The organism is Luteimonas pelagia (assembly GCF_054776035.1).
Map to the genome: position 1 here is coordinate 167,807 of NZ_BAAHCG010000001.1, position 19,231 is coordinate 187,037.

Consider the following 19,231-nt stretch of genomic DNA (forward strand, 5'->3'; position numbering starts at 1 on the left):
CAATGCTGGATGGCCGCGTCGCCCGGGTGACGTTACACCAGCAACCCCGGTGGCGTCCGCCCTGCCGGCGCCGCCGGGGTCGCCGACGCGTTCAGGATCCCGACCGGGCCGCCAGCCACAGCAACGCGAACGCCGCCACCGCGACCGTGGCGTGCACCACGACGATCCCCTTGGGCATCGGACGCCCGCGCTGGTGGTACGCCAGGTTCAGCAGCGCCCCACCGGCCGCGGCGATGGCGAACAGCACCGCGGCCAGTTGCGCCATCGCGGGCACGCCGCCGAACACGGCCGCATAGACGAGCAGGGTCAGCCCGGCACCCGCGAGCAGTCCGTGCAGCATCGCCAGCCATGCGGGCGGGTTCCGCCCGCCGGCGAAGCGGATGCCCGCCATGGCCAGTCCACCCGCCGCGGCGACCAGGAACAGCCCGATCGCGGTCCGCAACATCGTCATCGAATCCATGTCGCCCTGCCCTCCAGTGATTGATCGGTACGGACCGCGCGTGCCTGGAAGGCCCCCGTGTGCGGGGCCTCCCAGCCACCCATCGTGCCTGACCTCAGAAGCGGAAGCCCACCCGCGCGTAGTAGAACCCGCCGTTGAAACCGTACGGCGCGTGCACCGGATACTGCGCGCCCGCGATGCCCGCCCACGGGTTGTCGTCCGGCACCTTGTCGAACAGGTTCTGCGCGCCGACGCTGAAGTACAGGCCCGAGTCGAAGGTCCAGCCCAGTTCGGCATCCACGGTGACCGCGCTGTCGCCATGGATCGGCAGGCCGCCGTCGGCCGCCAGCACCACGTCGCTGTCCAGGTGGTCCTCGTAGAACCCGCCGTAGTAGTTCACGCGCAGGTTGGCGTGCATGACCTGGCGCTGGTGGTTGATGCTGAAGTAGCCCTTGGTGCTGGGCAGCGACTCCTCCAGCTTCTTGACCCGCGCCTCGCTGATGATGCCCGGCGTGAAGTCGTCCACCTCGGTGCGGTTCCAGTTCGCCGCCAGCGAGTAGGTGGTCTCGCCGCCGAAGTGTCCGGTCTGCACGCTGCCCACCAGGTCGAAGCCGGTGGTCGTGGTGTCGAAGTCGTTGACGAAGAAGCCCACGCGGTCGAGGGTCGCCGCCTGCGGGTTGCCGGCCGCCACCAGCGCGGCGCGGTCCGCGTCGGTCAGGGTGAAGTCCGTGCTGCGCGCGATCCGGTCCTCGACCTCGATGCGGTACCAGTCAGCCGTGACCAGCCACGGGCCGCTGTCCCAGACCGCGCCGAACGACAGGTTGCTCGACTCTTCCGGCGTCAGCGGCTCGGCGCCGTAGAACGCGGCGATCGGGTTGGTCGGCGGGAGCGTGGCGGTGTCGCGCAGCTCGCCGTCGATGAAGGCGGTGGTGACCTGGCTCACGTTGGCCTGGCCCGGGGTCGGCGCGCGGAAGCCGGTGCTGATCGCGCCGCGCAGCGCGAACACGTCGTTCACGTCGAAGCGGCCGGTGAGCTTGCCGTTGGTCGTCCCGCCGAAGTCGCTGAATTCCTCGTGGCGCACGGCGGCCGCCAGGAGGAGTTGCTCGGTCGGCCGCCCCTCCACGTCCACGTACACCGCCCAGTTGTCGCGGTCGCTCTTGCCGGCGGTCACCTGGTTGAAGCCCGGGAAGCCGTTCGAGCCGATGCTGAAGCCCTGCGAGGTCAGCGGGCCGATGGCGGTGGACGCCGCATCGCCGGCCTTGATCTCGAACTCCTCCTTGCGCCACTCCGCGCCCATCGCCACGGCCAGCGGCTCGACGGTGAAGCCGGTCTCGAAGTCGCGGCTCAGGTCGAAGTTGAACATCGTCTCCGTCTGGGTGTTGCCGCCGGGATTGAAGCGCAGCCCGTCGGGCTGGGTCGGACCCTGGGACGAGTTGACCGTGTTGAGCATGTAGAAGTCGATGTTGTTGCGGCCGTAGGACCCGCTCAGGTCCCAGTGCCAGCCGTCGCCCCACACGCCGCGCACGCCGGTGGTCACGGCGCTGTCGTCCATCTCGCCGCCGAAGCGCGGGGTGAAGCCCCCGGGGAACTGCGAGAGGAAGGTGAAGCAGCCCGGCGGCAGCGCGTCGACCTGCGGGCCGACCACCGAGTACGGGATCAGGTTGCCGGCCGGATCACGCAGCGCGATCTCCGGGCAGACGGTGCCGTCGAGCGAACCGATCAGCAGCGTATTGCCGCCGTCGTTCGAGAACACGCCGCCACGGTTGGTCGGGTTGCGGTAGTAGAACCCGCCCTCGACGTCGCGCCGGGCATGGTTGCCGAACAGGTACCAGTCCACGGCCTCGCCCGACACGCCCAGGTTGGCGACGAACTTGAAGTCCTCCTTCGTCTCCGGCGAGCCCCAGATCTGCGCCGGGTTTCGCACGCCCGGGTAGCCGGCCGCGGCGACCGCGGCCGCGTCGTCGCGCTGCACGCTGCGCGAGGTCGGGTCGGCCTGGCGCCATTCGGCGGTCAGCGTGGCGAAGCCCTCGGCGGCCAGCGGCAGGCCGAGCTGCGCGCTGTACTGCTGGGTGAAACCGTCGCCCTCGTAGTGCTCGCCGGCGAAGGCCTCGACCGTGCCGCCGCCGTCGAGCCGCTTCAGGCCGAAGTTGATGACGCCCGCGATCGCGTCGGAGCCGTACTGCGCCGCGGCGCCGTCGCGCAGCACTTCCACCTGCTCGAGCGCCAGCGACGGGAACACGGAGATGTCCGGGCCCTGCGAACCGTCGGACAGGCCGTGGCCGAGGAAGGTGATCACCGCCGCGCGGTGGCGGCGCTTGCCGTTCACCAGCACCAGGGTGTTGTCGGGCGGCAGGCCACGCAGGTTGGCCGGGCGCACCAGGGTGGCGGCGTCGTCGATCGGGATGGTGCTGACGTTGAACGAGGGCACCAGCACGCGCATCTTGTCGAGCACGTCGACCGACGGCACGGCATGGAATTCCTCGCCGGACAGGATGTCGATCGGCACCGCGGAGGTCGCCTCGGTGCGCGGCTTGGCGCGGGTGCCGAGGACCGAAACAGTTTCCAGCGTGGTGGTCTCCTCGTCGCCGGAGGGCGGTGGATCCGCCTGCTGCGCGGCCGCCAGGCCGGTCGCCGACAGGGCCGCCGCCGCCAGGGCCATGCGGACGCCCGTCGCGAGCGCATTGGCCGACAGCCGCTGCTTGTTGTTCGTCCTCGCTTCCATCAGTGCCTTCTCCCCGAAAGTTGTGGTCGTGATCTTCTTTTCGCGCGGGACAACAGCCGCCCTGCCCCCTGCTTCCGGACGGACCATGGGCTTATTAACAGAACGTTAAATGGGCGGCAATGAGGGAAAACCCATGACCGACCGACGGTGGCCCGGGTGCACCGCGCCGGGCACGGCGGGAAGGACGGCCCTAGCCCCGCCAGTTCGCGTGCAGCCGCCAGAAGTCGACGCTGCGGCGGTAGGCCTCGCGATCCAACGGCACGCCCGAACCGCCCTCCTCCACGCCGAGTGCATTGCGCAGCATGGTGATCGGCACCAGGGGCGTTTCGACCGGCTCGGCGGTGTAGAGGCAGCCCACCACGCCCCAGTCGGCGTCGACCACGGTGCCTTCCTTCGCAAGCTGTTCGCGATCGTAGAGGATCGGAATCAGGTAGTCGGCCACCGGCGGCTCGAGCCCCTCGAACCAGCGCACCAGCACCGGCAGTTCGTCGTCCGAGCGCGCTTCGTAGTCGGAGCGCAGCAGGTGGCGGTTGTCCTCGGTGATCGGCACGGCCTGGCAACGCGTCGAGGTCCAGTTGCGGTGCACGTGCAGCTTGCAGAACGGTGCGTAGCCGTCCAGTACCTGCAATGGCGGCACGTCGTTGAGGTGCCGCTCGAAGCCCTCGGGCGTGATGTCCTGGATGGTGTTGCGCCGCTGCGCGCGGAACAGGCGGCTGCGGGCGAAATCGGTGAGGGCGATGGTCATTGGCACCTGCGGGTCCCGGGATCAGGCGGGATAATGCACGGTCCCGTCCGCCAGCCGCGCCCCCCGCGTCGGGGTGCCGGTCGCGACCTGCCCCGGCCCCAGGATGTGCCGGACCTCGCAACCCCGCGCCAGCAGGTGGTCGGCGATGATCCGCCGGTGGCAGCGCCACCACACCGCCTCCGAGCACATCAGGGCGCAGCGCTCCCCGCGCGAACGCGCCATGAGGGTCGCAAGGTCGTTCTGAAACGCCTCGCCGCGGGCATGCGCCGCGAACCGCGCGAAGCTCGCGTTCGACCAGAAGGGTTCCGGCGGCGCGCCGTCGAGCTCGGACCGCGTCCTGCGGCCGCGGAAACCCTCGGGGTGCCAGTAGTCGATGCCTTCGACCGCCAGCGCCGGCACCAGCCGCTCGGCGTCGAACCACGGGAAGGTCCGTGACCCGGGCAGGCGCCGCACGTCCACCACGCACTGGATGCCCGACGCGGCCAGCAGCGCCAGGAAGGCCTCCAGCGACCGGTTCGAATGGCCGATCGTGTGGACCACGCCGCAGCCGGTCCGGGGCGTCGGCTCGCTCATGCCTTCTCCAGCGCAGAGTCCTTGTGCACCGCGACGTGGTCGGTCCGGTCGCTTTCGATTTCGTACTGCGGCTCGTCCGCCGTGCAATGCCGCGTGTGGCCCTTCCACGTGAAGTCGCGCGTGTGCGCCTTGCGGATCGTCCCGGACACGCGGCCCGCTTCGGAATTCCAGCGCACGTGGTCACCCACCTTGAAGCGCCTGGCCATCGCAAGCTCCATCGGATGCATCCGCGCGCAGCCTAGTGCAACGGTCGTGAGCGGGAGGTCGCATCGCAGGCAATGCCGCCGCCTGTCCTCCACGGCGCGGAATTCGCGTACACCGCTCGGACCCGACATGTCGTCGGGCGTTCTCAACAGGGGATACCCAAGAGTGAAGAAGAATCTGATCCTGGCCGCCGGCCTCGTGCTGGCCGGTCTTTCCGCCCCCGTGTTCGCGGGCAACGCCTTCATCCGTGGCGAAGTGGGCCGCAGCGACATCGACATCGGCGCCGAAGGCGAACGCCTCGAGGACAAGGACACCACGTGGGGTTTCCGCGGCGGGTACTGGTTCAACCCGAACTTCGCGGTGGAGGGCTTCTACAGCCAGGTCTACAGCTTGTCGTTCGACGACGGGTTCGATTCGTACGACCTCAAGCTGCACGGCGTCGGCCTGGGCGTGGTGGCCAAGAAGAACTTCGGTGGCGACCACCTGGGCTTCTTCATCGGCGGCCGGGCGGGCATCTCGCGCGGCGTGGCGACGCTCGAAGTCGACGGTGACGTCGAGGAAGCCGAGGCCAGCTCCGTCGAGCCGTACTTCGGCGTCAATGCCGGCTACGACTTCAGCGAGCGCTTCGGCCTGAGCCTGAACTACGACCGCCTGCGCGCGGACGGCGACGGCTACGACATCGACGCCGACACGCTGACGCTGGGTGCGGAACTGCGGTTCTGATTGACCGGGAACTGCAGTCCAAGGGAGGGCCGCCACATGGGCGGCCCTTCTTTTTCCCGGATGTCGGGGCGCGGGTGATCGTCGGCCATGACGATTCGGGATCGCCGGGCGCTGGTGTTCCATCGCGCGCGTAGGCGCGCTCCTACGGGGGGACGCTGGATCAGGCGGGTGCGGGGATGGCGGTGGTGCGACCGTATGTCCATCGCCGCCACAGCGCCTCCATCGGGCCCTGCGCGTGCCGGGCCAGCCACCAATGGGAAAACAGGGCCTGCAGCGCGTACAGGCCGATGGCGTAGGCATAGATCGCCGGCAGCGGCAGTCGGCCGACCAGTCCGAAACCGATCCCCATGAACACGGTCACGCCGATCACCGACTGCGCCAGGTAGTTCGTCAGCGCCATCCGCCCCGGGGCGACGAACACGCCCAGCCAGCGGTGCGCGTGCGGCCAGGCCAGGGCGAACGCGGCCGCGTAGGCCAACGCCAGCGGCACCGTACCCACCATCGATGGCCAGTCGCCCTGCCCCAGCCCGGGTGTCCAGGCGTACACCAGCATCGCGGGCAGGCCGACCGCCAATCCAACCGCCAGCACGCCCCACAAAAGGCGTCGGTCGGCGAGCAACGCGCCGGCGGCCAGTCCGCGACCCGCGGCCATGCCGACGAGCATGATCCCGAGCACCTTCGGGATGCGCCAGCTTTCCAGCCGCAGGCCCCACGAGTACAACGGCCCGCTCGCCTGCCATGAGAGCCAACCGGCGAAGTCCTCCCGCTGCATCCACGGGATGACCTTGTCCAGCGCGGTGTCCGCGCCCAGCGCCTCGGCGATGGCGAAACTCGCGCCATACATCGCGGCATGCGGTGCCCAGCCAAGCGCTGCGAACAGCGCCATGCCCAAGGGGGGCACGACGAAGATCAATGCGAACCCCGCCAGCACCAGCGACCGCGTCCGCCACCGATGGAACAGCGGCAGCACCAGCCCGAGCAGCGCGTACAGCAGCAGGATGTCGCCATCCCAGATGATGAAGCAGTGCACCGCGCCGATGGCCAGCAACACCAGCACCCGCCGCCGGTAGATGCGCAGGCCGTCGTGCCCCCGGCGCGTCAGTCGCTCGAGCTGCAGCGCGAACCCCAGCCCGAACAGCAGCGAGAACAGCGTGTAGAACTTCCCGTCCACGAACAGGTGGTGCAGCCGGTACTGCCAGCGCGCGGCCGCCTCGCCCGCCCAGGCGACGTGCGCCGCGGCGTCGACCATCACCCAACCGGACCAGACCAGCACGTTGGCCAGCAGGATGCCGAACAGCGCGAAGCCACGCAGGGCGTCGAGGAGTTCGAGACGCTCACGGGCAGGCGACGCGGGCGAGAGATCCATGGCGGCATCGCATGGGGGCACTCGCCGCTACAACGCCGGACGGGTGACTCGGCGGCCAGCGGCGGTGCGCCCGAATGAAAGGCGTGTCCATCGCTCGCACTCCACCCGCGGCGGAAGCCGCGCAACGGCCGCTCGCACGCGGCCACGGCGTTCGCCTGGGTCGACCCCTGGCACCCCACCGCCGATCCGCATCTTCGGGAGATGGCCCATGCCGCGGCAGGGCCGCGACCTGCCACCACCACGCCGCGCCATGCGCGACTGGGCCTGCCGCGCCACCGGAGAAGCGCACCGGGCCGGGGTGACACTCGGCGCCGGGACCGACTTCGATGGCGAGGGCGACCTGCTGGCGATGGAGCTCGAGCGCCTGCACGCCTGCGGGGTGCCGCGCGCGGCCGTGCTTGCCGCGGCGACCCGCAACAACGCCATGGCCCTGGGCATCGACGACCGGGTGGGCCAGGTCGCCCCCGGCTATGACGCGGACCTGCTGCTGGTCGCGGGCAATCCGCTCGACGACCTCGCCGCCGTGCGCGCGGTGCGCTACGTGATCAAGCAGGGCACGGTGGTGCGCGGCGCCGACTAGCCGCGGTGGCGGGGCCGACGCACTCACCGTCCGTCCACCCGAACGGCACCATCGTGCGCGGCCGACGCGCCGGATTCCCCGTTGATGGACCTCAAGAGCGGCTACCCCTTCTGGGCCGTCAAGAACGGCCTGATGCATGCGTTCCCGAAACTTGAGGCCGACCTGCGGTGCGACGTGGCGATCGTGGGCGGCGGCATCACCGCCGCGCTGGTGGCCGACGAACTCGCGGCGCATGGCCACGAGGTCGCCGTGCTCGAACAGCGCGACATCGGCTGGGGCAGCTCGGCCGCCAGCACGGCCCTGCTTCAGTACGAGATCGACACGCATCTGGTCGACCTGGCGAACCGGTACGGCGACGACGCCGCGAACCAGGCGTACCTGGCCTGCGCCGAAGCCATCCCGATGCTGCACGCCCTGGCGAAGGGGCTGCGCGACGTCGACTTCGCGCGCATGGACAGCCTCTACTTCGCCAGCAAGCGGCGGCACGTGCCCCGCCTGCGCGAAGAGCTGGTCGCCCGCCGGCGGATCGGCCTGGACATCGAATGGCTGCCCGAGGGTGGACTGCGCGAGCGATTCGGCATCGATGCGCCGGGAGCCTTGCTCAGCGCCCTCGCCGCCCGGCTGGACCCGTACCGCATGGCCTACCGCCTGATGGCCCGGCTCCAGCGCCGGGGTGCCGGCGTGTTCGACCGGACGCGCGTGGTCGAGGTCGAGCCGCGCGCGCGCAGCGTGCGCCTGCGCACCGCGGCCGGCCACGCGGTCACCGCCGGCCACGTGGTGGTCGCCGCGGGCTACGAGTCACAGCGCTGGCTGCGGCAGCGTCTCGCCCGCAACCGCAGCAGCTATGCCTTCATCACCGACCCGATGGACGTGTGTGACACGGCGCCCCTCGCCGGCACCATGGTCTGGGAGTCGGCCCGCCCGTATCTCTACCTGCGCACGACCGGCGACGGCCGGATGCTGGTGGGCGGGGAGGACGACAGCGTGGACGTGCCCGCGCGCCGCGACCGGCGCGTCGACAGGAAGGCGCGCACCCTGGTCAAGCGGGTGGCGAAGGCGATCCCGGGCCTCGACCTGGTCCCCGCATTCGCGTGGGCCGGCACGTTTGCTGAAACCGAAGACGGCCTGCCCTTCTTCGGTCCGCACGCGGAACTCGGGCCGCGGGTGCTGTTCGCCATGGCCTATGGCGGCAACGGGATCACCTACAGCATGGCCGGCGCGGGCCTGCTGCGTGCCCATGTCGAACGACGGCGCCATCCGCTGGCGCCGCTTTTCGGTTTCGAGCGGAACTCGCGCCGGCACTGAACAGGGTCCGCGAGGCGAAGCTCGCCCCTTTTTCGCGATGCGCGGGCCCTGCCGCGTACACTCCGCCCTCCCCCGATCCCCCGGTGACCGATGGCCAAGCCCAACTATTCGTACGAGAAGCGCCAGCGCGAGCTGGCCAAGAAGAAGAAGCAGGACGAGAAGGCGGCGAAGAAGCGCGAGGCGCGCGAGGGTGCCAAGCCGGAGGACCAGCCCGCGGCACCGCAGCAGGAATGACCGACGCCGCGCCCCGCGCGCCGCAGGTCTGGGTGGACGCCGACGCTTGCCCCGGCCCGGTCAGGGAGATCCTGTTCCGCGCCGCCGAGCGCGCGAAGGTACCGGTGACCTTCATCGCTAACCAGTGGATCCGCACGCCGGGTTCGCGCTATCTCAAGTCGCTGCAGGTGCAGGGCGGGTTCGACGTGGCGGACGACGCCATCGCCGAGCGCGCCGGCCCCGGCGACCTTGTCGTCACCCAGGACATCCCGCTGGCGGCCCGCGTCCTGGCCAATGGCGCCGAGGCGGTCAACCCGCGCGGCGAACGCTTCACGCCCAACAACATTTCCGAACGGCTGTCGGTGCGCAATTTCATGGAAGAACTCCGCGGCGCCGGCGTGCAGACTGGCGGCCCCCCGGCGTTCAACGCGCGCGACCGGCAGGCGTTCGCGAACTGCCTCGACAACTGGTTGGCGAAGCGCGGGCGGTGACGGCCTGCGCCGGGTGAGGCTCTTACCCGATTTCAATCGCGCCGGAGCCGCTGCGCCGAGTCGATCGCGGACTGCAGGGCGCGCAGATACAGCGCCTGCGACCTCGGGGCCTTGGCCGCGGCGCCCTCCAGGCCATCGATATAGGCCGCCACCAGTGCCGACGCGTTGAACTGGTCGCCCAGCTCGGCCATGGTCCCGCCGACGGCTTCCCGCAGGTGCCAGTCCACGTTCATGCCCCGCTCGGCCTGTTCCGCGATCTCGAGCACGCGCAGCAGGTGGGGCGTCACGAGGCCGGCGACGGTGGCTTTCATCACGGCATCCCTGCGCTTCCCGGAAAGCGGGGAGGCTAGCCCAACGAGCATCAAGGCGTCGCGACACACCTACCCTAGCAGCGCGAACACCCACTGCCCGAACCGCTGCATCGGCCCGCGGTCGAACAGCGCGAACTCGAGGCTCTGCTCGAGCACCAGCACGGGCCCGAGGACCCACCAGACTGGATGCACCTTGCCGAAACGCAGCTGGTCGCGCACGGCGGCGACCCCGATCGGCGCATAGGCCAGCACCAGGCCCAACCAGAGCTCCGGGTCCGGCACGGCCGGCAGCCAGTGACGCAGGCGGAAGAACGCCGGCCACAGCAACTGGATGGTCGCCAGCATCACCAGCCGCTTGTGCCAGTCGGGCCGGTGGCGCATCGCAACCGCGGCGATGACCAGCAGAATGAAGATGGTCAGTCCACTGATCGTGCCGGCCATGCTGGACGTGGCGACCGTACCGAGTTCAGGCAGGTCGCGGCGGGCGGCCCAGTGCGCGGTGGCGATGCCACTGGCCCATACCGCCACCGCGAGTGGCAAGGCCACCTGCCCGAGCCGCCGGTGCACGGGCGTGCCCCGTGCCTGCACCAGCCGCGCCTGCAGGATCAGCAGCAGCACCCAGCCCAGCGCGGTCGCGCCGTGGACATGCACGAACCACGGCGCGTCGAACGTGCGGCGCACCATGGGTGCCGCGTAGGTCACGCCGAACCCCAGCGCGACCACGCCCAGTCCCAGCAGCCCGAACCCGAGGTAGAACAGCGTCGCGCGATCGCGCGCCCACGCGGTGGCCATTCCCAGCGTCCCCTTGATGCACGCGCCCGGGTGGACGCGTCGCTTGATCCCGGCCCTCAACGCGCGGCCCCGATCCTTCCGCACAGGACGATCTTTCCACGGGGCGCGGGCCATCGGCGCCAGGCGCCGCAGGCCGCACCCACCGTGACTCCCGCCCCGCTCAGACGGGTGTGGACCTATCCGGCGTCCGCAACGGCTCCGGCGCGGTCGGATCGACCGGCCGGTCCGGCACGGGATCGACCGGCGTGTCGGGCACCGGGTCCCTGGGCTGGTCGGGAATGGGATCGCGCGCCGGATGGGGGGCCCTGCCCGGGATCCCGCCCGGTTCGCCTTCGGGGTGGACGTCGGGCGCCATGGCCACGCCCTACTGCGCCCCGGTGGTGTTGACCATCCACGGCACCCCGAACCTGTCCACCAGCGAGCCATACCCCGGCGACCAGAACGTCTTGTCGAAGTCCATCACCACCTTGCCGCCCTCCTTCAGGGCATCGAACCAGCGGCGGGCCTCGTCCACGTCGTCGGTGTGCAGCGTGACGTCGAAGCCGTTCTTGGCCTTGCCCACGTTCGGGGCCCAGGCCTCGTCCATGTCCGCGCCCATCAGCGCCTGGTCGCCGACCTCCAGCCAGCAGTGCATCAGCCAATCCTTGTGGGCCTCTGAGACGGGCATGTCCGGTGGCCCCTCGCTATAGGGAAAGGCGGCGGTGATCCTGCCGCCGAGCACCTTGGCGTAGAACTCGAACGCTTCGCGGCACTGCCCGCGGAAGCTGAGGCTGGTGACGATCTTCATGGCGGATCCTCCGGTGGCGGCAGGCGGCCACAGTGCGCTCGACGCGCCCGGCCCGCAAGCGCAGGATGGCCCGGCACCGGCCACCCAGGAGCCCCGCCATGATCCCGAAGAACACCATCTGCCTCTGGTACGACAGCGACGCCCTCGAGGCCGCCGAGTTCTACGCCCGCACCTTCCCCGACAGCGCCGTGAACGGTGTCTTCCGTGCGCCCGCCGACTTCCCGGGTGGCAAGGCCGGCGACGTGCTGACCGTGGACTTCACCGTGCTGGGCATCCCCTGCATGGGCCTGAATGGCGGCACGGCCTTCAAGCACAGCGAGGCGTTCTCGTTCCAGGTGGCCACCGACGACCAGGCCGAGACCGACCGCTACTGGAACGCGATCGTTGGCAACGGCGGGCAGGAAAGCGAATGCGGCTGGTGCAAGGACAAGTGGGGCCTGTCGTGGCAGATCACGCCGCGGGTGCTGACGGAGGCGTTCACCAGCCCGGACCGCGACGTGGCGAAGCGGGCGTTCGAGGCGATGATGACCATGCGGAAGATCGACGTGGCGACGATCGAGGCGGCGATGCGCGCGTAACGGCCACCCGCAGCGCCGCAGCCACGCCGAACGCCGGAAGCACTGCGAGCATCGCGCCGACCTTCTGCTAGTCCTGCTGCGCAGCCGCGGTGGACCGCTCGGCGGCCAGGGAATCCACCAATGCGCACAGGTGGGCGACGTCGACCGGCTTCAGCAAGTGCGCATGGAATCCCGCGTCGCGTGCCAGCTTGCGGTCTTCGGGCTGTCCGTAGCCGGTCAACGCGATCAGCACCAGGTCCTGCCCGGGCAACGCCCCGCGCAGGGCCCGCGCCAACTCGTACCCGTTCATCCCGGGCAAGCCGATGTCCAGCACCGCGACTTCGGGCTGGAACTCCACCGCACGCTCGAGCGCGCCGCGCCCATCCTCCGCCACCGCGACGGTGTACCCGGCGACCTCGAGCGCGAGCGAAAGGGTGTTCGCGGCATCGGCATTGTCGTCCACCAGCAGCACGCGCAATCCGCGCACCGTCTTCGTCGCCGCGGGCGCTGCGTCTCCTGCACGTGCCTCGGGCGTCGACGCCGCCACGGGCAACTTCACCACGAACCGGCTGCCGCGCCCCAACCCGTTGCTGTGGGCCGAAACGTGCCCACCGTGCTGGCTGACCAGGTTGCGGACGATCGACAGCCCGAGGCCGAGCCCGCCCTGCGACCGGTCCAGCGTGGTCGCTTCCTGCTCGAACAGGTCGAACACGCGGGGCAGCATCTCCGGGGCGATGCCGATGCCCTTGTCCACGACCTCGGCGACCACCTTGCCGCCCGACCGCGACGCACGGACCTGGATCTCACCGCCGGGCGCGCTGAACTTGGAGGCGTTCGTCAGCAGGTTCGAGAACACCTGCGCCAGCCGCGCCGCGTCGGCAAGGACCGGCAGCCCGGTGCCGGCCACGTCGAGCGCGATGCGCTGGTCCTTCTGTGCGAGCAGCGGCTGCACGGTCTCGATCGCGGCGTCGATCACGGCGCCCAGTTCGATGGGCTTGCGGTCGAGCGCCAGTTTCCCGCGCGCGATGCGCGACACGTCGAGCAGGTCGTCCACCAGCCGCTGCAGGTGGCGTACCTGCCGCTGCATGATCGCGAGCTCGGGGGACTCCGCGCCGCGCAGCCGCATCACCTCCAGCACCGTGACGATCGGCGCGAGCGGATTGCGCAGCTCGTGGCCCAGCATCGCGAGGAACTCGTCCTTGGCGCGCATCGCGCGCTCCGCCTTCGACTGCTGCTCCCGCAGGCGGCGCGCCTGCACCCCGAGCTCGTGCACGGTCGCGTCGAGCTGGGCCCGGGCTTCGTCCAGCGACCTGGCCAGCGTGGCGTACTGCCGCATTTCCGAGCGTGCCGCCGCCAGTTCGCCCTGGCAGATCGCCCCCCCGAGCTGCGCCGCAAGCAGCTCGCTCAGCACCGGCAAGGTCGTGGCCAGCACGCCGAGCGTGTCGTCCGCCACCGCCCCCCCGGCGAACAGCATCGCGGTCGTGCCGTCGCTGCAGGCCGCGATCGGCAGGGCGCCCTCCCCCGCGGGACCCGGCACCTTCCCGCGGTGGATCCCGGGCGAGCCGCATCGGGCCACGAAGTCCCGCCAGGCCGCGCCGCCCGGTAGCGTGCGCGCCAAGCCGGGCGCGGGCAGCAGGGTGTCCACGTGCGGGTGGCGCACCAGCAGCCGCATGTCGTCGACACCCAGCTGGCCGGCCAGTCGACGCGCGGCCTCGGCACGCCCGTCTACGCTCGCGAGTGCCACCACGGCCGCGTTTGCTGCGGCTGCATCCATGTCAGTCGGGCAGGACCAGCACGACGGCCGTGCAGTTGTGGAACCCGCTGAACTGGCCGTGCGCGCGCGCGATCTGCCCGTAGGTGTTGCAGCCGACCAGCGGGGCGCCGGACAGCGCGTCGCAGACCGTCTGCAGCTCGACCGCGAAATCGTCGCCCAGCCGCAGGCGGGTGGCGACGCAGTCGAAGAACAGGGCCGCCCCGGGCGGGTGCGATTCGAGCGCCTCCATCGCGGCCGCCGTCGCGCGCGCAGCGGCTTCGGCCGCCGAGCCTGACGTGGTCCGCATGATGGACACGCTGGCGTATTCCGGCACCTCGGCCGCAAGGGCGACCGAACCGTCGTCGTTGGCGGCCAGCGGCACCCGCAGGCGGTACCCCTCGCCGGTGTCGACGCCCAGGATGTTGTGCAGGAAGAACGGCATCGGATCGGCGCGGTCGAAGGCCTGCCCCGTCGCTTCGGCGTGCGCCTCGAAGGCGTCCACCGCCGGCATGCCGTTCAGTCCGACCAGGCGCATGCCATCGACCTCGGTGGCCAGCATCGGCTTGCCGGTCGGCACCCAGCCATGGCCCACCCCGACGCCGATGGGCTTGTCGGACAGGATCTCCAGCGCGACCGCGGCGTCGGTGTGGGCCTGGGTGCCATGGAACACGTGCGTGCGGCTGAACCTGGCATCGTCGCCCGCCCCGCCGCCCGCCAACTGGTACCGGCCCGAGGTGACCAGGGTCAGTTCGTCCACCAGGGAATCGGCATGGCCCGCGAGCGCATCGGTGAGCACCAGCGCCGCGCGATACCGGTCCCGGCCCTCCAGCCCCTGGAACCCGCGACCCAGGGCGCGCGCCGCACCCCGCGCGTCCTGGCTGATGCCGGTGCCGAGCGCGACCGAGAACCTGATCTCGTCTGATCTGACCGCCAGCGCGCTGACCGTGCCCGTGCCGCGGCCGGCATGCGTGAACTCGCCCGCCGACGAGGCACCCATCATCAGCGCCGGGTGGCAGCCTTGCTGCAGCGCCTCCAGCAACATGCCGTAGTCGAAGGCGGCGGAGGCGAACACCACCAGCACGTCCGGCGCCCCGCCCATGCGGGCGTTGACCTGCGCGGCGAGGTCGGCCGCGGCCGCACGGGCATCCGGGCGGTCGGTGTGGACCGCGAGAATCTCGTTCATGGGTACCCTCAGGGCAAGACAGCAGCCTGATGCTAACGCACTGGACCACGCGCACGGTGCCTGGACAGCGCTTGCGCACGACACCCGGCGTGTTCCACGCCGCACCGCGCGCCGTCGCGTAACGCTCCCATCATCGCCGGGGGCGCATGGTACATGGGCACTACGGCGCAACGTCGTAACGGCACTCAGCCGCAGACCCGTTGATTCGCGTCCCTTCTGAGCCTTCTTCGCCCTGCCTCCGGCAGGGCAATGGCTTCGGCCGCCTTCGATCCGGCCAGCGCCGGGTCCAACTCAGGTGAACACCATCATGAACGACAAGACCGACACCAACGCATCGAGCGACAAGAGCAAGCGCCCGTACGAGGGCCAGAAGCCCGCCAACACCGCCTCCGAGGCAGGGAAGGACGCCACGCCGACCAGCGGCACCGTCGCCTACGGCAAGGAGGCGCCGGGCAAGGACGCCACGCAGGACCGCCAGGCCGATCGCAAGTAAGCGTCGCTGGCACCTCGCTTGACCACGTCGGCCGGGCCATCCCCGGCCGACGTGCTTTCAAGGCGAGGCGTTGCGCGCGCCCGGGCCATGTACAGTGCGCCCTCCCTCGCCCCCAGGATCGCCATGGCCCCCAAGGCCACCGTGCTCAAAGCCGAACTGCAGGTCAGCGACATGGACCGGCATGTCTACGGCACCCATGCGCTCACCGTCGCGCAGCACCCGTCGGAGACCGACGAGCGCGTGATGGTGCGGATCGTGGCGTTCGCGCTGCATGCCCACGAGCAACTGGCCTTCGGCCGCGGGCTGGGCAACGAGGAGGAACCCGACCTCTGGCGCCGCGACTACACCGGCGACACCGACGTGTGGATCGACCTGGGCCAGCCGGACGAATCGCGCATCAAGAAGGCCTGCAGCCGCGCACGCGAAGTGGTGGTGGTGAACTACGGCGGGCGCGCCGGCGACCTCTGGTGGGCGCGCGTGGCGCCGGTGCTGGACCGCTTGCCCAACCTCTCGGTCATCGACCTGCCCACCGAAGCCGTCGAACAGCTCCTGGCGCTGCACCAGCGCGGCATGCGCCTGAACTGCATGATCCAGGACGGCGAGCTGCACGTGATGTCGGACACGGGCGAGGCGACCGTGCGGCCGGAATATCGCAAGCGTGGGGCGCCCCGGGCGTAGCGCCGGCGCCCTCCCCGGCCTACTTCACCCGCTCACCGGCCGCCAGCCGCACCTCCGACGCATGCAGCCGCGCGGGGCGGATCTTCAACCGCGTGCGCCCGGCGCCGCGCGCCACGCGCAATCCGCGGTGGCGCACCAGGTAGTGCACCGCCACGCCCGCCGCGGCCAGGCCCGCCAGCGCGCCGATGCCCATCGCCCAGCGGGCGCCGAAGCGGTCGACCACCCAGCCCACCAGCGGCGCGCCCACCGGCGTGCCGCCCATGACCACGGCGATGCGCAGCGCCAGTACGCGCCCGCGCATCGCACGCTCGGTGGTGAGCTGCATCATCGAGTTGCTGGCGGTCATGAAGGTCAGCGCCGCCAGCCCCACGAAGAACAGCACCGCCGCGAACAGCAGCGGCCCGGGCATCACTGCCGCCACCGCCACGCTCAGCCCGAAGGCCGCCGATGACACCGCCATCAGCACCATGCCGGGCGCCGGATGGCGGGTGGACAGCAGCGCGCCGCACAGGGTGCCGGCCGCCATCGCCGAGGTGAGCAGGCCGTACAGGCGGGCGTCGCCGTCGAACACCGTCACCGACATGGTGGAAATGAAGATGGCGAAGTTGAAGCCGAACGTGCCGATGAGCGCCAGCATCACCATCACCGCCATCAGGTCCGGCCGCCGCGCCACGTAGCCGAAGCCCGCCAGCAGGCTGCCGGGCGTGCGTTCGGGCGCGGCCTCGGCGTGCAGCTCGTGCACCCGCAGGAAGGCCAGCGACACCAGCACCGCCGCGTACGACCCGGCGTTGACCACGAACAGCCAGCCTTCGCCGACTGCCGCGATCAGCAGGCCCGCCACCGCCGGGCCGACCATCCGCGCCGCGTTGAACGAGGCCGAGTTCAGCGCCACCGCGTTGGCGAGCTCGCGGTCGCTGACCAGGTCCGACACGAACGCCTGCCGCGCCGGCCCGTCGAACGCGCTCACGCAGCCCAGCAACAGGGCGAACCCATACACGTGCCAAAGCTGCACCGCGCCCGACAGCACCAGCAGGCCCAGCCCCAGCGCGAGCAGCCCGGCGGCGGCCTGGGTGGCCATGAGCAGCTTGCGACGGTCCCAGTGGTCGGCGACGTAGCCCGTGAGTGGCAGCAACAGCAGCGGCGGCCCGAACTGCATCGCCATCACCCAGCCGACCGCGGTAGCACTGTGGTCGGTGAGCACGGTGAGCACCAGCCAGTCCTGGCCGATCCGCTGCATCCAGGTGCCGACGTTGGAGACGAGCGCGCCGGCGGCCCAGAGGCGGTAGTTGTAGGTGCGGAGGGCGTGGAACATGCAGCGCGGCGGCCGGCCTGGATGGAGCGCGAATGCACGCACAGTAGAGGCCGCACGGTCGAAGGGGCGTTCAGGGCGCCGACGCGGGCCTTGCGGGCGCACGGGCAGGCAGCCAGCGCCCACCGGTCGTTTTGACCCGCCTGTGCACGGCGCCTACCCTCCAGCGATGTCCCTCGGACCGGCCGCATCGCCGCGTTGGCTGCTGACCTGCCTGTTGGCGGCCAGTGCCTGCGGGCAGGCCCGCGTCTTCGATCCTTCGATCCTTGCCCACGCGCAGGGGACGTATCGCTTCGACGACGGCACCTGCGTCACCGGCGGGCGCATGGACGAAGGCGGCATCCGCCTGCTCTACATGGATGTCCGCGAGAACCGCCTCGCCCTGCTGGCGCGCATGGAAGACGGCGCATTGCGGATGCTGGTGCCGCCCGGCAGCGAACTGCGCCTGGCGGACGATGGCCGGACGCTCACCCTGACCGATGCCGACGGCCAGGTCCGCACCGCCACGCGCGTGCGCAGGCCGGATACACGCGAGGTCCGCTTCCAAAGCGGCGACCTGCGCTTGGCCGGGACGCTATACACGCCGTCCACCGCCGCGCAGCATCCCGCGGTGGTGCTTGCGCATGGCTCTGGCCCGGCGGATCGCTTCGGCGGACCCTGGATCACCTACTTCACGGACCTCGGGTTCGCCGTGTTCGCCTACGACAAGCGGGGCGTGGGCGAATCGGAAGGCGACTGGCGGCAGGCCAGCTACCTGGACCTGGCGGCGGACCTGGAAGCCGCCGTCGCCTGGGTGTCGACCCAGCCCGGCGTCGACCCCGCACGCGTGGGCGTGCACACCAGCAGCCAGTCGGGCTGGTACGCGCCGCTCGCCGCGGCGCGCGACCGCGCGTGCGCTTCCTGGTCCAGCGCGTCGGGCCGGCCCTGTGGATCGGGCCCGTGACCGCGCATGAGAACGAAAGCGACTGGCGGGCCGATGACATCCCGGAACGTGACATCACGGCGGCCTCGGCGCTGTGGCGGCGGCTCCAGGACCTCGCGCGCCACGGCGGAACGGTTGCCGAGGCGCAGGCCCTGGTCGACGCCGCAGCCGAAGCGCCGTGGTTCGAGGCCACCTTCGGCGACGGATGGCGCCGCGTGGACGCCGATGCCTGGCGGCGGCGGCAGGCCAACGCCAGGCTGGACCCGGCACGCACCGCGGGCACGCTCGGCATCCCCGTCCTGTGGTTCCTGGCCGAGAAGGACCAGAACGTGCCGTACGCCGACAGCCTGCGCGCGCTCGAGCAGGCCAGCCAGCAGGACGATGCCGACATCACGGTGGTGACGATCCGCGACGCCCCGCACTCGTTCCTCATCGAGCAGCCGGACGGGTCCGTGCGCTACACCGACCACTACTGGCCGGAGATGGCGGACTGGCTGGAGGCCAAGGGGTTCGCCACGGGGGCGTATCCGCCTTGCGGGCCGGGGGACGTCGATTTGCCTTGAGGAGATCGATCCAGCTGACGCTGGCTTCAGGTCGACATGATCCTCCGGGCAGCTGTCGAATCCGCCGCGCATGCATCGTCGTGCAAGGAGCGGACCTGCGGCCCGCGCGTCCCAATCCGAGTAGAAAACCATGCCCGACGCCACCGCCCGCCCCCGCCTCTACGCCCACCCCTTCTCGTCCTACTGCCAGAAGGTGCTGGTGGCGCTGTACGAGAACGGCACCGCGTTCGAGTACTGCCACCTGGAAACGCCCGGCGTCGGCGAGGAGCTCGCGGCCCTGTGGCCGATGAAGCGCTTCCCGGTGCTGGTCGACGGCGAGCGCACGGTGCTGGAGGCGACCTGCATCATCGAGTACCTGCAGCTGCACCACCCCGGTCCGGTGCGGCTGATCCCAGCCGACCCGGACGCCGCGCTCGAGGTCCGGATGCTCGACCGCGTCTTCGACAACTACGTCTCCACGCCGCAGCAGAAATTCACGTTCGACGCCCTGCGGCCCGAGGACTAGCGCGACCCGCACGGCGT

The 19,231-nt window shown here is 70.9% G+C and carries 23 protein-coding genes; 11 read left to right on the forward strand and 12 right to left on the reverse strand.

The annotated features are described in order from the left end of the window. Window positions 1–91: 91 nt before the first annotated feature. From ACYU7H_RS00780 to ACYU7H_RS00800, 5 genes are all read right to left on the reverse strand, one after another. Window positions 92–460 carry a hypothetical protein gene (locus ACYU7H_RS00780; RefSeq protein WP_460811695.1) on the reverse strand — a complete coding sequence of 123 codons (369 nt, stop codon included), beginning with the start codon at window positions 458–460 and terminating at the stop codon, window positions 92–94. A 94-nt stretch (window positions 461–554) separates the two neighbouring features. Next, window positions 555–3,161, reverse strand: coding sequence for a TonB-dependent receptor plug domain-containing protein (locus ACYU7H_RS00785; protein ID WP_460811696.1), 2,607 nt, complete (start codon window positions 3,159–3,161; stop codon window positions 555–557). Between the two features lie 190 nt (window positions 3,162–3,351). Continuing rightward, on the reverse strand, window positions 3,352–3,906 hold the full coding sequence (locus ACYU7H_RS00790; RefSeq protein WP_460811698.1) for a DUF3228 family protein: 555 nt from the start codon (window positions 3,904–3,906) through the stop codon (window positions 3,352–3,354). 21 nt (window positions 3,907–3,927) lie between these two features. Continuing rightward, a complete protein-coding gene (locus ACYU7H_RS00795) occupies window positions 3,928–4,479 on the reverse strand; it encodes a DUF488 domain-containing protein (RefSeq protein ID WP_460811699.1) in 552 nt (183 codons plus the stop codon). After that, window positions 4,476–4,685 carry a hypervirulence associated TUDOR domain-containing protein gene (locus ACYU7H_RS00800; protein ID WP_460811700.1) on the reverse strand — a complete coding sequence of 70 codons (210 nt, stop codon included), beginning with the start codon at window positions 4,683–4,685 and terminating at the stop codon, window positions 4,476–4,478. The genes ACYU7H_RS00795 and ACYU7H_RS00800 overlap by 4 nt, the downstream gene beginning before the upstream one ends. Before the next feature lie 163 nt (window positions 4,686–4,848). Here ACYU7H_RS00800 and ACYU7H_RS00805 point away from each other — a divergent pair, with 163 nt between their 5' ends. Continuing rightward, on the forward strand, window positions 4,849–5,406 hold the full coding sequence (locus ACYU7H_RS00805; RefSeq protein ID WP_460811702.1) for a porin family protein: 558 nt from the start codon (window positions 4,849–4,851) through the stop codon (window positions 5,404–5,406). 160 nt (window positions 5,407–5,566) lie between these two features. Here ACYU7H_RS00805 and ACYU7H_RS00810 read toward each other — a convergent pair whose 3' ends face one another. Next, a complete protein-coding gene (locus ACYU7H_RS00810; RefSeq protein ID WP_460811704.1) occupies window positions 5,567–6,772 on the reverse strand; it encodes a DUF418 domain-containing protein in 1,206 nt (401 codons plus the stop codon). Window positions 6,773–6,980: 208 nt separating this feature from the next. Here ACYU7H_RS00810 and ACYU7H_RS00815 point away from each other — a divergent pair, with 208 nt between their 5' ends. The 4 genes from ACYU7H_RS00815 to ACYU7H_RS00830 all read left to right on the forward strand — a co-directional run bounded on the left by ACYU7H_RS00815 (window position 6,981) and on the right by ACYU7H_RS00830 (window position 9,361). Further along, window positions 6,981–7,352, forward strand: coding sequence for an amidohydrolase family protein (locus tag ACYU7H_RS00815; protein ID WP_460811706.1), 372 nt, complete (start codon window positions 6,981–6,983; stop codon window positions 7,350–7,352). Between the two features lie 84 nt (window positions 7,353–7,436). Then, window positions 7,437–8,657, forward strand: a complete 1,221-nt coding sequence (locus tag ACYU7H_RS00820) for an NAD(P)/FAD-dependent oxidoreductase (protein ID WP_460811708.1) — start codon at window positions 7,437–7,439, stop codon at window positions 8,655–8,657. A gap of 90 nt (window positions 8,658–8,747) precedes the next feature. Then, on the forward strand, window positions 8,748–8,891 hold the full coding sequence (locus ACYU7H_RS00825; RefSeq protein WP_460811710.1) for a hypothetical protein: 144 nt from the start codon (window positions 8,748–8,750) through the stop codon (window positions 8,889–8,891). Then, window positions 8,888–9,361, forward strand: coding sequence for a YaiI/YqxD family protein (locus tag ACYU7H_RS00830; protein ID WP_460811712.1), 474 nt, complete (start codon window positions 8,888–8,890; stop codon window positions 9,359–9,361). Before ACYU7H_RS00825 ends, ACYU7H_RS00830 begins: the two co-directional genes overlap by 4 nt. Window positions 9,362–9,393: 32 nt before the next feature. Here ACYU7H_RS00830 and ACYU7H_RS00835 read toward each other — a convergent pair whose 3' ends face one another. From ACYU7H_RS00835 to ACYU7H_RS00845, 3 genes are all read right to left on the reverse strand, one after another. Continuing rightward, window positions 9,394–9,672, reverse strand: coding sequence for a hypothetical protein (locus ACYU7H_RS00835; protein WP_460811713.1), 279 nt, complete (start codon window positions 9,670–9,672; stop codon window positions 9,394–9,396). Between the two features lie 69 nt (window positions 9,673–9,741). After that, window positions 9,742–10,464, reverse strand: a complete 723-nt coding sequence (locus ACYU7H_RS00840) for a hypothetical protein (RefSeq protein WP_460811715.1) — start codon at window positions 10,462–10,464, stop codon at window positions 9,742–9,744. Between the two features lie 364 nt (window positions 10,465–10,828). Further along, window positions 10,829–11,251, reverse strand: a complete 423-nt coding sequence (locus tag ACYU7H_RS00845) for a VOC family protein (RefSeq protein WP_460811717.1) — start codon at window positions 11,249–11,251, stop codon at window positions 10,829–10,831. Between the two features lie 98 nt (window positions 11,252–11,349). Between ACYU7H_RS00845 and ACYU7H_RS00850 the strand changes: the two genes are divergently transcribed. Beyond that, window positions 11,350–11,829: a VOC family protein gene (locus ACYU7H_RS00850; RefSeq protein ID WP_460811719.1), complete on the forward strand. Its 480-nt coding sequence runs from the start codon at window positions 11,350–11,352 to the stop codon at window positions 11,827–11,829. Between the two features lie 67 nt (window positions 11,830–11,896). On the opposite strand, the gene ACYU7H_RS00855 is transcribed toward ACYU7H_RS00850, so the two are convergent. Together ACYU7H_RS00855 and ACYU7H_RS00860 are read right to left on the reverse strand one after the other, a co-directional pair. Then, window positions 11,897–13,552: a hybrid sensor histidine kinase/response regulator gene (locus ACYU7H_RS00855; RefSeq protein ID WP_460811720.1), complete on the reverse strand. Its 1,656-nt coding sequence runs from the start codon at window positions 13,550–13,552 to the stop codon at window positions 11,897–11,899. A 31-nt stretch (window positions 13,553–13,583) separates the two neighbouring features. After that, window positions 13,584–14,744 carry an FIST signal transduction protein gene (locus ACYU7H_RS00860; RefSeq protein ID WP_460811722.1) on the reverse strand — a complete coding sequence of 387 codons (1,161 nt, stop codon included), beginning with the start codon at window positions 14,742–14,744 and terminating at the stop codon, window positions 13,584–13,586. A gap of 307 nt (window positions 14,745–15,051) precedes the next feature. On the opposite strand from ACYU7H_RS00860, the gene ACYU7H_RS00865 reads away from it, so the two are divergent. Next, window positions 15,052–15,237, forward strand: a complete 186-nt coding sequence (locus ACYU7H_RS00865) for a hypothetical protein (protein WP_460811723.1) — start codon at window positions 15,052–15,054, stop codon at window positions 15,235–15,237. A 123-nt stretch (window positions 15,238–15,360) separates the two neighbouring features. Further along, window positions 15,361–15,915, forward strand: a complete 555-nt coding sequence (locus ACYU7H_RS00870) for a YaeQ family protein (RefSeq protein WP_460811725.1) — start codon at window positions 15,361–15,363, stop codon at window positions 15,913–15,915. A 19-nt stretch (window positions 15,916–15,934) separates the two neighbouring features. On the opposite strand, the gene ACYU7H_RS00875 is transcribed toward ACYU7H_RS00870, so the two are convergent. Continuing rightward, entirely contained in the window at window positions 15,935–17,227 is a 1,293-nt protein-coding gene (locus ACYU7H_RS00875) for an MFS transporter (RefSeq protein ID WP_460811727.1), read from the reverse strand. A gap of 166 nt (window positions 17,228–17,393) precedes the next feature. Here ACYU7H_RS00875 and ACYU7H_RS00880 point away from each other — a divergent pair, with 166 nt between their 5' ends. From ACYU7H_RS00880 to ACYU7H_RS00890, 3 genes are all read left to right on the forward strand, one after another. Further along, window positions 17,394–18,167, forward strand: coding sequence for an alpha/beta hydrolase (locus tag ACYU7H_RS00880; RefSeq protein ID WP_460811729.1), 774 nt, complete (start codon window positions 17,394–17,396; stop codon window positions 18,165–18,167). Then, the gene (locus ACYU7H_RS00885) at window positions 18,164–18,709 is read left to right on the forward strand and encodes an alpha/beta hydrolase family protein (RefSeq protein WP_460811730.1); all 546 of its coding nucleotides are present in this window, start codon (window positions 18,164–18,166) and stop codon (window positions 18,707–18,709) included. Before ACYU7H_RS00880 ends, ACYU7H_RS00885 begins: the two co-directional genes overlap by 4 nt. 130 nt (window positions 18,710–18,839) lie before the next feature. Further along, on the forward strand, window positions 18,840–19,214 hold the full coding sequence (locus tag ACYU7H_RS00890; protein ID WP_460811731.1) for a glutathione S-transferase family protein: 375 nt from the start codon (window positions 18,840–18,842) through the stop codon (window positions 19,212–19,214). The last annotated feature ends 17 nt before the right edge of the window (window positions 19,215–19,231 follow it).

Bases quoted from the DNA above. Each gene is read 5' to 3' on its own strand.
- ACYU7H_RS00780 (WP_460811695.1), bottom strand. From the start codon at position 460: ATGGATTCGATGACGATGTTGCGGACCGCGATCGGGCTGTTCCTGGTC.
- ACYU7H_RS00785 (WP_460811696.1), bottom strand. From the start codon at position 3,161: ATGGAAGCGAGGACGAACAACAAGCAGCGGCTGTCGGCCAATGCGCTC.
- ACYU7H_RS00790 (WP_460811698.1), bottom strand. From the start codon at position 3,906: ATGACCATCGCCCTCACCGATTTCGCCCGCAGCCGCCTGTTCCGCGCG.
- ACYU7H_RS00795 (WP_460811699.1), bottom strand. From the start codon at position 4,479: ATGAGCGAGCCGACGCCCCGGACCGGCTGCGGCGTGGTCCACACGATC.
- ACYU7H_RS00800 (WP_460811700.1), bottom strand. From the start codon at position 4,685: ATGGCCAGGCGCTTCAAGGTGGGTGACCACGTGCGCTGGAATTCCGAA.
- ACYU7H_RS00810 (WP_460811704.1), bottom strand. From the start codon at position 6,772: ATGGATCTCTCGCCCGCGTCGCCTGCCCGTGAGCGTCTCGAACTCCTC.
- ACYU7H_RS00815 (WP_460811706.1), top strand. From the start codon at position 6,981: ATGCCGCGGCAGGGCCGCGACCTGCCACCACCACGCCGCGCCATGCGC.
- ACYU7H_RS00820 (WP_460811708.1), top strand. From the start codon at position 7,437: ATGGACCTCAAGAGCGGCTACCCCTTCTGGGCCGTCAAGAACGGCCTG.
- ACYU7H_RS00825 (WP_460811710.1), top strand. From the start codon at position 8,748: ATGGCCAAGCCCAACTATTCGTACGAGAAGCGCCAGCGCGAGCTGGCC.
- ACYU7H_RS00830 (WP_460811712.1), top strand. From the start codon at position 8,888: ATGACCGACGCCGCGCCCCGCGCGCCGCAGGTCTGGGTGGACGCCGAC.
- ACYU7H_RS00835 (WP_460811713.1), bottom strand. From the start codon at position 9,672: ATGAAAGCCACCGTCGCCGGCCTCGTGACGCCCCACCTGCTGCGCGTG.
- ACYU7H_RS00840 (WP_460811715.1), bottom strand. From the start codon at position 10,464: ATGGCCACCGCGTGGGCGCGCGATCGCGCGACGCTGTTCTACCTCGGG.
- ACYU7H_RS00845 (WP_460811717.1), bottom strand. From the start codon at position 11,251: ATGAAGATCGTCACCAGCCTCAGCTTCCGCGGGCAGTGCCGCGAAGCG.
- ACYU7H_RS00850 (WP_460811719.1), top strand. From the start codon at position 11,350: ATGATCCCGAAGAACACCATCTGCCTCTGGTACGACAGCGACGCCCTC.
- ACYU7H_RS00860 (WP_460811722.1), bottom strand. From the start codon at position 14,744: ATGAACGAGATTCTCGCGGTCCACACCGACCGCCCGGATGCCCGTGCG.
- ACYU7H_RS00865 (WP_460811723.1), top strand. From the start codon at position 15,052: ATGAACGACAAGACCGACACCAACGCATCGAGCGACAAGAGCAAGCGC.
- ACYU7H_RS00870 (WP_460811725.1), top strand. From the start codon at position 15,361: ATGGCCCCCAAGGCCACCGTGCTCAAAGCCGAACTGCAGGTCAGCGAC.
- ACYU7H_RS00875 (WP_460811727.1), bottom strand. From the start codon at position 17,227: ATGTTCCACGCCCTCCGCACCTACAACTACCGCCTCTGGGCCGCCGGC.
- ACYU7H_RS00880 (WP_460811729.1), top strand. From the start codon at position 17,394: ATGTCCCTCGGACCGGCCGCATCGCCGCGTTGGCTGCTGACCTGCCTG.
- ACYU7H_RS00890 (WP_460811731.1), top strand. From the start codon at position 18,840: ATGCCCGACGCCACCGCCCGCCCCCGCCTCTACGCCCACCCCTTCTCG.